This is a genomic window from Bacilli bacterium (assembly GCA_036381315.1).
In the GTDB taxonomy this organism is placed as follows: domain Bacteria; phylum Bacillota; class Bacilli; order Paenibacillales; family KCTC-25726; genus DASVDB01.
In genome coordinates this window covers 1-11,256 of sequence record DASVDB010000168.1, presented here as the reverse complement: position 1 = coordinate 11,256, position 11,256 = coordinate 1, and the positions used below count along the sequence as shown (strand labels likewise).

Annotated in this window: 13 protein-coding genes; 1 reads left to right on the top strand and 12 read right to left on the bottom strand. The window is 53.2% G+C overall.

Features of this window, described 5'->3' with window-relative positions; genetic code table 11:
* From VF260_12505 to VF260_12480, 6 genes are all read right to left on the bottom strand, one after another.
* Positions 1-269 (bottom strand): mevalonate kinase (locus VF260_12505; protein ID HEX7058000.1); only part of this gene is annotated, 269 nt, incomplete at its 3' end.
* An 85-nt stretch (positions 270-354) separates the two neighbouring features.
* A complete protein-coding gene (locus tag VF260_12500; protein HEX7057999.1) occupies positions 355-1,059 on the bottom strand; it encodes an ABC transporter ATP-binding protein in 705 nt (234 codons plus the stop codon).
* A complete protein-coding gene (locus VF260_12495; protein ID HEX7057998.1) occupies positions 1,052-1,825 on the bottom strand; it encodes an ABC transporter ATP-binding protein in 774 nt (257 codons plus the stop codon). The genes VF260_12500 and VF260_12495 overlap by 8 nt, the downstream gene beginning before the upstream one ends.
* On the bottom strand, positions 1,822-2,766 hold the full coding sequence (locus VF260_12490; GenBank protein ID HEX7057997.1) for a branched-chain amino acid ABC transporter permease: 945 nt from the start codon (positions 2,764-2,766) through the stop codon (positions 1,822-1,824). Before VF260_12490 ends, VF260_12495 begins: the two co-directional genes overlap by 4 nt.
* Before the next feature lie 4 nt (positions 2,767-2,770).
* Entirely contained in the window at positions 2,771-3,655 is an 885-nt protein-coding gene (locus VF260_12485; GenBank protein HEX7057996.1) for a branched-chain amino acid ABC transporter permease, read from the bottom strand.
* Between the two features lie 13 nt (positions 3,656-3,668).
* Positions 3,669-4,820 carry an ABC transporter substrate-binding protein gene (locus VF260_12480; GenBank protein HEX7057995.1) on the bottom strand — a complete coding sequence of 384 codons (1,152 nt, stop codon included), beginning with the start codon at positions 4,818-4,820 and terminating at the stop codon, positions 3,669-3,671.
* Positions 4,821-5,121: 301 nt separating this feature from the next.
* Between VF260_12480 and metE the strand changes: the two genes are divergently transcribed.
* Positions 5,122-7,404, top strand: coding sequence for a 5-methyltetrahydropteroyltriglutamate--homocysteine S-methyltransferase (metE, locus tag VF260_12475; GenBank protein HEX7057994.1), 2,283 nt, complete (start codon positions 5,122-5,124; stop codon positions 7,402-7,404).
* A 14-nt stretch (positions 7,405-7,418) separates the two neighbouring features.
* Here metE and VF260_12470 read toward each other — a convergent pair whose 3' ends face one another.
* The 6 genes from VF260_12470 to VF260_12445 all read right to left on the bottom strand — a co-directional run.
* Entirely contained in the window at positions 7,419-7,847 is a 429-nt protein-coding gene (locus VF260_12470) for a stage V sporulation protein AB (protein HEX7057993.1), read from the bottom strand.
* Positions 7,844-8,482: a stage V sporulation protein AA gene (locus VF260_12465; protein ID HEX7057992.1), complete on the bottom strand. Its 639-nt coding sequence runs from the start codon at positions 8,480-8,482 to the stop codon at positions 7,844-7,846. Before VF260_12465 ends, VF260_12470 begins: the two co-directional genes overlap by 4 nt.
* A gap of 65 nt (positions 8,483-8,547) precedes the next feature.
* A complete protein-coding gene (gene sigF, locus VF260_12460; GenBank protein ID HEX7057991.1) occupies positions 8,548-9,303 on the bottom strand; it encodes an RNA polymerase sporulation sigma factor SigF in 756 nt (251 codons plus the stop codon).
* A 10-nt stretch (positions 9,304-9,313) separates the two neighbouring features.
* Positions 9,314-9,760, bottom strand: coding sequence for an anti-sigma F factor (spoIIAB, locus tag VF260_12455; protein HEX7057990.1), 447 nt, complete (start codon positions 9,758-9,760; stop codon positions 9,314-9,316).
* Positions 9,757-10,110: an anti-sigma F factor antagonist gene (gene spoIIAA, locus VF260_12450; GenBank protein ID HEX7057989.1), complete on the bottom strand. Its 354-nt coding sequence runs from the start codon at positions 10,108-10,110 to the stop codon at positions 9,757-9,759. Before spoIIAA ends, spoIIAB begins: the two co-directional genes overlap by 4 nt.
* 107 nt (positions 10,111-10,217) lie before the next feature.
* Positions 10,218-11,256: D-alanyl-D-alanine carboxypeptidase family protein (locus VF260_12445; GenBank protein HEX7057988.1), on the bottom strand; the 1,039-nt coding region annotated here is incomplete at its 5' end.

Here is an 11,256-nt window from a genome sequence, read left to right as displayed (position 1 = left end):
CCGTACTCCGGTTTTCCCAACAGCTTGAGCGTCTCCTTGACACATGCCGCCAAGCCTTGCAATGTATCCGGCGCAGCGGGCAACGCGCCCCGGTAATACTCGCAATCGATCATGAGCGCACCCGGCGCGGTTAGAATTACGGACTCCGCCGCAACAAGCGGAAAAGGCAACGCTATGGCCGGTTTGCCGTAAACTACGGAATGTTCGCCTATCAGAATCAGCTTGCCGTGGGCTCTGCCGACCGAAGGCTGCGGGGAAAGTGACGTCATCTAATCTGAACCTCGCCAAATTCAAATTTGCAGTAATTTCTATTATACATCCTCTTTGCCTGCACGCTCAAAAAATATTTTTTCGTTACGTACTTCCCAAATACGCTTCCGTAATTTTCCGATCATGTAACAGTTGCTCCGCCGGTCCGCACATCACAATCTTCCCGGTTTCCAACACATACCCGTAATCGGCGATCTTCAGCGCCTGTTTGGCGTTTTGCTCTACCAGAAGCACCGTCGTCCCGTTTTCGCGGATCTCTTGCACAATGCGCAGGATATCCCGCACGATTAGCGGCGCCAAACCCATGGACGGTTCATCGAGCAGCAAAAGCTTCGGCCGCGCCAATAAAGCCCGCGCAATGGCGAGAATTTGCTGCTGCCCGCCGGACAACGTGCCGCCCAATTGCCGTTTGCGTTCACGCAAAACGGGGAAACGCTCCATTACAGCGGCAATATCCTGATCCACCGCCGCGTCGGTTCGCAGGTAAGCGCCCATTTGCAAATTTTCCCAGACCGTCATGCCGGATAAAATGCCGCGGCCTTCCGGGACAAGCGCAATCCCCAGCCGCAACAGCTCATCCGGCCGCCTTCCCACCACGTTGCGCCCCTGAAAGGTGATGGATCCCGAGCGCGGCGATAACACGCCGACAATGGTTTTCATCAACGTCGTTTTGCCGGCGCCGTTTCCTCCCAAGAGCGCAACGATTTTCCCCCGCTCAACCGTCACATCCACGCCTTTCAAAGCTTCTATTTTTCCGTAAAACGTATGCACCTGGCGAATCTCAAGCAATTTCCCCACCTTCATCCGTGCCCAAATAAGCGGCAATCACATCCTGATTGCCGCGAACTTCTTGCGGCGTGCCCTCGGCTATCTTTTGCCCGAAATTCAGCACGGCAATCCGGTCGCACAGCTTCATGACCAGCGGCATATCATGCTCGATCAGCAAGACCGTGATGTTTTGCGCGCGAATTTGCCTGATCAACATGGCCAAGTCCTGTGTTTCCTTCTCATTCATTCCGGCGGCTGGCTCATCCAGAAGCAAAAGTTTCGGCTCGCTGGCGAGCGCCCGCGCAATTTCCAACCGGCGCTGCTTTCCATAGGATAAATTTTCCGCGGTCACGTCCCGCTCGGGATACAGTCCGACCAATTGGAGCAGTTGTTCCGCCCGCTCCCTTATGTTCCGCTCCTCCGCCCGTTCCGCCTTCGTACGCAAAACACCGCTGAAAACACCGGAACGGCCGCGGCAGTGGGAACCCACCATGACGTTGTCCATTACGGACAAGCGGGCAAACAGCCGGATATTCTGGAATGTGCGGCAAATCCCTTTTTTCGTAATCCGGTGCGTTTTCAAGCCGCTAATTCGCTCACCCATAAAGCGGATTTGCCCGCTGGTCGGGGCAAACATCGCCGTTATCAGGTTGAACATCGTCGTTTTGCCCGCTCCGTTGGGGCCGATCAGACCGTAAATCTCTCCTTCGCGAATGGCGAAGGAGACCCCTTGCAACGCGCTTATGCCGCCGAAGCGTTTGCCAATGTTTTCAACCTGCAGTATCATGTGCACCTCTCCCACAACCGTTTTAGATAACGAAGCATATTCCCATCCAGCAGCCCTTGCGGCCGCACCGCCATCAAAACAAGCAAAATAAGGCCGTAAATAAAGTAACGCCATTCGCTGATAAAACGCAGCGCTTCCGGAAGCAGGGTTAAAAACGCCGCGCCGAACACGGAGCCCCAAATTAGCTCGCTGCCGCCAAATACGGCATAGATTAATATTTCCACCGCGCGATGGTAAGAAAAATCCTCCGGGCTGATGTATCCCATGACGTGGGCATACAAGGCCCCGGCCAAACCGGACAGTAACGCCCCTTGGGCAAACGAGAGCACTTTGTAATAGGTGATGTTGATGCCCATCGATTCAGCCGCCCGTTCATCCAGCCTGATTGCGGCGAACGCTCTGCCTACCCGCGAATGAGTTTGCCGAACGAAAAACCATAAGAGGCCAAGCACGAGCAAAAGCAGGATACAAAACACCAATAAATAGGCAAATTGATTTGTTTTTAAGCCGATATGAGCCGGGTTAAAGCCCGCATCCCGAATCATCCGGGCCGTTTCCCGGCCCAAATGGGGGATGCCGGAAAGACCGACAGCCCCATGCGTGACCGCCTCCCAATTCACGAACAACACGCGAATGACTTCACCGAGACCGAGCGTGGCGATCGCGAGATAAACGCCTTTCAGCCTTAAAGCGGGGAATCCGACCAAAACGCCCAGTATGCCGGCGATCATGGTACCAAACAAAATCCCCACCACAATCGGCGCATGCATATGAATGGTGAGCAGTGCCGACGCATATGCGCCGACGCCCATAAAACCGGCGTTCCCCAGCGAAAGTTGGCCGGAAGACAAGGTGATATACATGCCGAGACCCAACATGATATTGATCATAATGAACGAAGCAACTTGCAAATGGTACGGATTTAATACCGCATTCAGCACTCTCTCACCTTCTTGTCTCCGAAACATTGCTTCCGAATAATCCTTGCGGCCGCATTAGCAAAATCATAATAATTGCGATAAACGCGATTGCATCTTTATAACCGGAATGGCCGTACACAACGACAAAGGTTTCCGAAAGCCCCAAAATCAGCCCGCCGGCCATCGCTCCCCGCACGCTTCCCATTCCGCCTAAGATAATAATGGCCAATCCCTTGAGGCCCATGGACAAGCCCATTTCCGGATTAACGGAGTTAAAGGCCATGCCGACCAAAACGCCGGCCACGCCTCCCATTGCCGAAGCAATGACAACCGTCATGGTAATCATCCGCCTGGTGTGAATCCCCAACAACCCGGCGATCTCCCTGTTTTCCGCCGTCGCCCGCAAAGCTTTGCCGGCTTTCGTTCGCGCCAGCCAATACGCAAGTGACGCCATCAACAGTACCGAAATGGCGAAAATGACCAATTGGACGACATAGATGGTGATCGGTCCAACTTGCACATGCGCCGCGGCGAAGCTGTTGCGAAACGGCCTGTTTCCGGAGCCGAACATTTGGTGCGTCAAATTTTCCAGCATGATCGACACGGCGATGGTGCTGATTAACGAAGCCAGGTGGGAGACGCCCTTTTTTTTACGCAAAGGCCTAAGGGCGAATATCTCCAAAAAGTATCCCAACAAAGCCGTCACGATCATTGCCGCAACAAACGCGGCCCAGATTGGCAAATGCCACGCATCCGTGCTGACAACTCCGATAAACGCGCCAAACATGAAAATCTCGCCGTGCGCCATATTAATGATGTCCAGTACGCCGAATACCAGTGTAAACCCGAGCGCCACAATGGCATAAATGCCGCCCAGCGTCAATCCGTTCAGCAATTGCTCCAACAACAAAGCGGTTCACCCTTTATTGAAATTGTACGAACTGTCCGTGATCGATCGTCAATACGACCGGGTTCATCATGATATCTCCATCCTGATCGAACGAGAACGTGCCCAATACCCCTTTAAAGTCCCTGGTTGCCGCCAGAGCGTCCCGCAGCGCGTCGCGATCCGCTTTGCCCGCGCGCTTCAGCGCATCGGCCATAATGTACAATCCGTCATAAGCTTGTGCGGCAAACTGGTCGGGTTTCTTGCCGTATTCCGCTTCATAATTTTTGCTGAACGCTTGCACTTTCGCGTCATCGCTGCCGCCAAACCAAGGGGTGGCGACAATCAAACCGTTGGCCGCATCGCCGGCAATCTTGATCACTTCGGGCGAGTTGAACCCGTTTCCGCCGACGAATGGAACCGTAATTCCCATTTTTCGCGCTTGCTGCATAATGACGGCGCCTTCGTTGTATAACGCGGAACAAAGAATCAGGTCGGGAGACAGCCCTTTTATTTTGGTCAATTGCGCATTGTAATCGGCCTGGCCTTTTTGGAACGTTTCGATGGTGAGAATGTCCAGTCCCTGTTCCTCCGCCGCCTTTTTCATCGTGTCGAAGCCGGATTTCGTAAACAAATCGTCATTTCCGTACAGAATGGCGATCTTTTTCGCCTTGAACCGGGCGACGGCGGCTTTCAGCGCCGCCGGAATGGCCTGCGCTTCGGACAGCGAATCGCGGAAAACGTAATCGCCGATCTGCGGTATCCCTTCCGCCGTTGTGGAAGTGCCCATGATCGGAATGCCGTTGGCATCCGCTTCCGGCCCGACAACTTGCATCTCGGTGCTCAAAGTCGGCCCGAGGAGTCCGACGATGCGATCATCGCTCATCAGTTTTTGCGCGGCGGACAGAGCTTGATCCTGCTTGCCCGCGGAATCTTCAATTTGCAAATCGATATGAACTTCACCCTTGGCATTGATTTCTTTTTGCGCCAGTTTGAATCCGTTGGTGATGGCTTCGCCATAACCGGCCCCGGGGCCGGACAAGTAGGATACTACCCCGAACTTGCCGGAAATGGCTTTGCCGCCGCTTACGCTTATCTCGCCCGATTCGTTCTTTGCATTGCCGCCATTGCTGCATGCGCCGGCAAATACCAGCGCCAACACAGCTGTTATCATCAACCATTTCTTCAACGAAAACACTCCTCTGTTACCCCGAACATCGGTTTGGGAAATTGGTATAAAACAATAATTCGGTATCGACGGTGCGATTGCCGCAAATGGAAAAATGCCTGCCCTCCTCTCGGTTTGAATTTGCGAGAAAGCCGGATTTCTTTCCGCCTGCCGCGGGGGCGCCTGAACGTTAGTGTCCAAATTAGCATAGTTTTCAGACCCGAGATTTGACTGAGATCAAATCGTTTGCCGGCGGCAGGTGCTATCTTTAGAAAAATTTCTAGTAACAAGATCGAATAATCGATCATGAGGAGGAGTCGCTTTGAACGAATTGACGGTAAGCAGTCTCGGGTTTCCCCGAATCGGCGAAAATCGGGAGTGGAAAAAAACACTGGAAGCGTTTTGGGCCGGACAAATTTCCGAAGACACCTTTATTCGGGAGATGACCGAAATAAGGCTTGGCGCCTTGCGGCGGCAAAAGGAAAAAGGCGTGGAGCTGATTCCCGTAGGCGACTTTACTTTTTATGATCACATGCTGGACTTGGCCGCCATGTTCGGGCAAGTGCCGGAAAGATACGGATATGCCGGAGGCAAAGTTTCCCTTGCCACGTATTTCGCGATGGCGCGCGGCAATAGCGCCGCCCCGGCCTGTGAAATGACAAAATGGTTTAACACCAACTACCATTACATCGTTCCGGAAATCGGCGCGTTTGTTCCCGCCCTAGCGGAAAACCGCCCGCTTGAACTTTACCTTGAGGCAAAACGGGAACTGGGCATCGACGGCAAGCCGGTATTGATCGGACCGTGCACGTTTGTGAAATTATCCAAAGGATATGACCCGGCAAATTATGCGGCGATCGTGGAACGATTTTTGCCTTTGTACGGGCAAATGTTGGCGGAATTGCAGCAAGCGGGCGCGCGTTGGGTGCAACTGGACGAGCCGCTATTGGTCGCGACGTTGTCGGATGGCGAGATGAAACTTCTCACACACGCATATGAATATTTGGCCAATACCGCCCCCGGCTTGTCGATCATGCTGCAGACATATTTTGATGCGGTGGAACGCTATGAGGAAGTAAGCAAACTTCCGGTTGCGGGCATCGGTCTCGATTTTGTCCACGGGGGAAAGGCCAACCTTGAAAATCTGCAAAGGCACGGGTTTCCCCATGACAAAGTGTTGGGCGTCGGCATCATCGACGGGCGCAACATCTGGCGGGCCAATTTATCCGCCAAACTGCAGTTGCTTCAGGCGATCGCCGCGATTGTCCCGTTCAAAAGACAAATCATCCAGCCTTCCTGCAGCTTGCTGCATGTGCCGATCAGCCTGCGAAAAGAAGCAAACATGGACGGCGGATTGCGTAACGCGCTATCCTTCGCCGAGGAAAAGCTCGATGAATTGCAAGTATTGGCTGCCGCAATCCGCAACGGCGCCGATACGGTCGCGGCATCCTTGCGGGCAAGCGCGGAGGCGCTTAACAAACTGGCGCATTCTCCCGCCCGCAATCAATTGGCCAAAGATGCGCCGAAAGCGCGTAATGTGCCGAATCACCGCGGCACGCCTTACGAAGTAAGACAAAAACTGCAGCGGCAAAAATGGTCGCTGCCGCTCTTGCCGACCACAACGATCGGCAGTTTCCCGCAAACGCCCGAAGTGCGCAAAGCAAGAAATTTGTGGCGCAAAGGCGAATGGTCGAAAGAACAATATGACCAGTTTATTCGGGAGCAAATCAAGGAATGGATTGCGCTTCAGGAAGAAATCGGCCTGGACGTGTTGGTGCATGGCGAGTTTGAACGAACGGATATGGTGGAATATTTCGGCGAGAAATTGGCCGGATTTGCCTTTACGCAAAACGGTTGGGTGCAGTCCTACGGCTCCCGTTGCGTAAAACCGCCAATCATTTATGGCGATGTTAAATTCGCCGCGCCGATGACCGTGGCCGAATCCGCCTATGCCCAACAACTGACCGCAAAACCCGTGAAAGGGATGCTGACCGGCCCGGTAACCATCTTAAACTGGTCGTTCGTGCGCGATGATCTCCCGCGCAAAGAAGTCGCCTGGCAAATTGCCCTGGCGCTGCGCAACGAAATAAAAGCGCTGGAGGATGCCGGTATCGAGATGATCCAGGTGGATGAGCCTGCGCTGCGCGAAGGGCTGCCTTTAAAACGGGCCGACTGGGACCAATATTTGGCCTGGGCGGGCGAGGCTTTCCGTGTTACGACATCCTCCGTCAAAGAGACGACGCAGATCCATACGCATATGTGCTACGGCGAGTTTCACGACATTATCGAGGCGATCAGCAGCCTGGACGCCGATGTCATTTCCATTGAAACTTCCCGCAGCCACGGCGAGTTGATCTCCTCGTTTGCCGCCAACACGTACGACAAGGGCATCGGCCTGGGCGTTTACGATATTCACAGCCCGCGGGTGCCCGACAAGGAAGAAATGGTTCACATGATCGAGCGCGCGCTCAGCGTTTTGCCGTCTCACAAGCTCTGGATTAATCCCGATTGCGGCTTGAAAACGCGCGGCAAAACGGAAACGGTAGCCGCGCTGAACATCATGGTGCAAGCGGCAACCGAAGTCCGGGCGCGCCTACAAAAATAAAATTAGGCATTCATTCAAAACTCGTTCATAAACAACCATTCGAACAGCGAGCCGAGCACTTTGCCGCAAACCATCGCCAACAACAGCCAGATAAGCCGCTCTTCAACTCGCAGCCTGCGCGCCAGGATCGGCAGCACATTCAGCACTTCGGTGAGCGCCGCGGCCAACATGCCAACGAACACGCCGCAAAGCGCGCCGGCCACGGCGATGCTCAGAACGGACAAATGCAAACGCACCGAAAACAGATCGGCGGCCGCCCAAAAACAAGCCCCCAAAATGAAGGCATATTCGTAAACGCGAACCGACGTTGCCGTTTTGGTAATTTGCATCAGCCGCGGGATGATATCCAAAACCGTGATAAAGGCGACAAGACCGCTGCCGACAGCCAAGCCCCACGCTAATCCAAGTATCGCCAGGATCAAATGCGTGAGCCAGTCCATCATGTCGGCGGCTTGCCGTCTTTGGGCAGTTTTTGGAATTCTTCCGCAATCGCGTACGCCCGCAAATTTTCCTGGTATAAAAACATTTCAACTTCCAACGGACTTGGCTCTTCATTGAATTTCTTTTTGAACACATGATTGAAAAACAAAATCATTCCCGCCCCGATGCCCAGCGAATACGGAATTTGCAACAAGAGCGGGCGGGCGATTTTTTTCCCGGTTAACATGTGCACGAGCTTTTCCTGCACTTCGGCCATGCTGACATCGGCGTGGAAATTCATAATGGCCAATCCCGCCCCGAAAAACAACAACGCCCCGACCAGCGCCACTTTGATCAGGGAAGCGCCGCGAACATCCGGGGATTTGATTTCGATCAGCAATTGCGGTTCCCCGATCACTTCGATGACCAGCAGCGGAAACCGGCGGCGAATCGCGGCGACAACCGTCATGATGTCGATCAACACGAAGCTGCCGTCCCGTTTTTGCGGCGTCTTCAGTACGATGTTTTTTAACGGTGTTTCATATTCGGGTTCAACGAGGATCTGCGCCGCTTGCCCCAGCGTAATCGGTTTGCCGTGTTCTCCCGTAAGCCGTTTGCGCAAGCGAATATAGAGCGTGGGGGCGCATCCGTCCGCCATCGTTTACGCACCTTCATTTCCCGGCTTATTTTAACTTAGTATGCAAAAAGGAAAGACCGGATCATTCATTGCGCGATCTGGTCTTTAATGGATTGCAATATTTTCTTTTCCAGCCTGGAAACTTGCACTTGCGAAATGCCCAGCCTGTTAGCCACTTCCGATTGCGTCTGGTCGCGGTAATAGCGCAGATAGACAATCAGCTTTTCCCGCTCGTTCAGCGTTTCGATCGCCTCGTTGAGCGCCAGCTTGTCAAACCATTTTTCCTGTGAATCATCGGCTATCTGGTCCATCAGCGTAATCGGATCGCCATCGTTCTCAAAGACGGTTTCGTGGATCGATGTCGGCGGCTTGTTCGCTTCCTGGGCAAAGACGATATCTTCGGGCGATACGCTCATCGCCTCCGCCACTTCTTTGATGGTCGGCTGTCTGCCCAATTTTTTGGACAGTTCGTCTTTCATTTTGCGCACTTTGTTCGCCACTTCTTTCAGCGAACGGCTCACTTTCAGCGTACCGTCATCCCGCAAAAAGCGCTGAATCTCCCCGATGATCATCGGCACGGCATAGGTGGAAAATTTCACATCGTACGACAAGTCGAATTTGTCGATGGATTTCAAGAGGCCGATGCAGCCGATCTGGAACAAATCGTCCGGCTCATACCCCCGGTTGATGAAGCGTTGGACGACAGACCAGACCAACCGGATGTTGCTGTTCACCAGTTTGTCCCGCGCCTTCACGTTGCCTCGCTGGCTGTCGGCGATCAGCCGCTTGACTTCATCGTCATCCAAATACACATGAGAGGAATGCCGCAAATCCGCTTCCATGACTCATCCCCTAATTATACAATGCTTTCCTGGATTTGATACGCTTGGTCATCCTAAGCATCGTGCCTTTACCCGGCTCGGAGTCCACTTCGAGCTCGTCCATAAAGTTTTCAATGATGGTAAAGCCCATCCCCGAGCGTTCCAGTTCCGGCTTGGATGTATAGAGCGGCTGCCTGGCCAATTCCAGATCTTCAATGCCTTTGCCCCGATCTTCAACGGTGATCCATACGGTGTCGTCTTTAATCTCCGCGCTGATTATCACTTCTCCGTCGGGCTTGCTGTCATAACCGTGAATGATCGCATTGGTGACGGCTTCGGAGATAACCGTTTTGATATCCGTCAGTTCCTCCAGTGTCGGGTCCAATTGCGAGACGAACGCCGCAACCGCCACGCGGGCGAACGATTCGTTTTCCGAAACGCTGGAAAATGTGAGAGTCATCCGGTTCGGCCGGCTCATGATACGACCCCCAAACTGGACAAAGCCGCAGACTCGTTCTGTTCAATCGCCAATATTTTAAACAATCCGGAAAGTTCGAACAGCCGATAGACGGAATCGCTCATCTCGCAAACGATCATTTTGCCGCCGCGGGATGCAAGCTGTTTGTATCTTCCCAGGATGACGCCCAAGCCGGAACTGTCCATAAACTCGAGACCCTTCAAGCTTAATATGACGCTTTGGACGTTCCCTGTCCGCATCGCTTCCTCCATTTTGATTTTGACGGATTCGGCGGTGTGGTGATCCAATTCCCCTTTGAGCCTGACGATCAAGACGCTGCGATGGCGCATAAGATCGATTTGAAGACTCATGTTTCGTCACTCCTTCCCACTCTTGCACAAGCAATTCTACACGCGCAAAAGCAAATCCTGCCCCTCGACAAAACTAGAAGAAACGCAGCAAATTGAGACAATTTGCCTCATTGGAGAAACAGAAGGCTTCCCATCGTGCGTTTAAACAATGTCCACCAATTTGCCCTTTTCACTTCCATTGGCGACTCGATCGGAAACTCGCTTATCATCTTTTCCCCTTTGAAAATAAGCAAATTGCCAACGGGCTGCCCCAATTTGATCGGCGCCTGCAATTGTTCGCGCATTTTCAGTTCATAGCGGATATCGTCCGTCTTTTCGCCTTTTTTCAGCAAGATGCTGTAAGGATGCCGCGCGACGATCGGAATTTCCTTAATATCGCCTTTCTTCACGCTGATCGTGCCGATTTCATCGCCGGTATGGAAGATCGGATGGCTTGTATATTGGGAGAAAGCGAAATTCAGCATGTGCGTCACTTCCGCATTGCGGGTTTTCGTGTTCGGCTCGCCCAGCACGACCGCGATCACGCGAAAATCGCCGCGTTTGGCGGTGGCCGCGAGGCAAAATTTCGCTTCGCTGGTATAGCCTGTTTTCAAACCGTCGGCGCCGGCGTAAAAACGCACCAGCTTGTTCGTGTTCACCAGCCAGAATGGGCGTTCCGTGTCTTTGCGCAAATAGTCCTGATACGCTTTCGTATAATCGGTAATTTTTTCGTATTTGAGCAGTTCGCGCGACATCAGGGCAATATCGTAGGCGGAGGAATAATGGCCGTCTGCGGGAAGCCCGTTCGTATTTACAAAGTGGGTGTCTTTCAGCCCGATTTCCTTTGCCTTTTCATTCATCATGTTGACGAACATTTCTTCCGATCCGCCGATTTTTTCCGCGAGCGCCACGGAAGCGTCGTTGGCCGATGCCATCGCCACGCCTTTCAGCAATTCGTCGACCGTCATCTCTTCACCCGGCTCGAGAAAGATTTGCGAACCGCCCATGGACGCCGCATATTCGCTGGTCGTGACCTTATCCGTAAGCTTGACCTTCCCGGTTTCCACCGCTTCCATCACCAACAGCATCGTCATGATTTTGGTAATGCTGGCAGGGGGAAGTTTCGCATGGCTGTTTTTTTCATAGATCACGGTTCCGGTATCCGCG

Bases quoted from the DNA above. Each gene is read 5' to 3' on its own strand.
- spoIIAB (HEX7057990.1), bottom strand. From the start codon at position 9,760: ATGAGCCGGCCGAACCGGATGACTCTCACATTTTCCAGCGTTTCGGAA.
- VF260_12465 (HEX7057992.1), bottom strand. From the start codon at position 8,482: ATGGCGGACGGATGCGCCCCCACGCTCTATATTCGCTTGCGCAAACGG.
- VF260_12495 (HEX7057998.1), bottom strand. From the start codon at position 1,825: ATGATACTGCAGGTTGAAAACATTGGCAAACGCTTCGGCGGCATAAGC.
- spoIIAA (HEX7057989.1), bottom strand. From the start codon at position 10,110: ATGAGTCTTCAAATCGATCTTATGCGCCATCGCAGCGTCTTGATCGTC.
- sigF (HEX7057991.1), bottom strand. From the start codon at position 9,303: ATGGAAGCGGATTTGCGGCATTCCTCTCATGTGTATTTGGATGACGAT.
- VF260_12470 (HEX7057993.1), bottom strand. From the start codon at position 7,847: ATGATGGACTGGCTCACGCATTTGATCCTGGCGATACTTGGATTAGCG.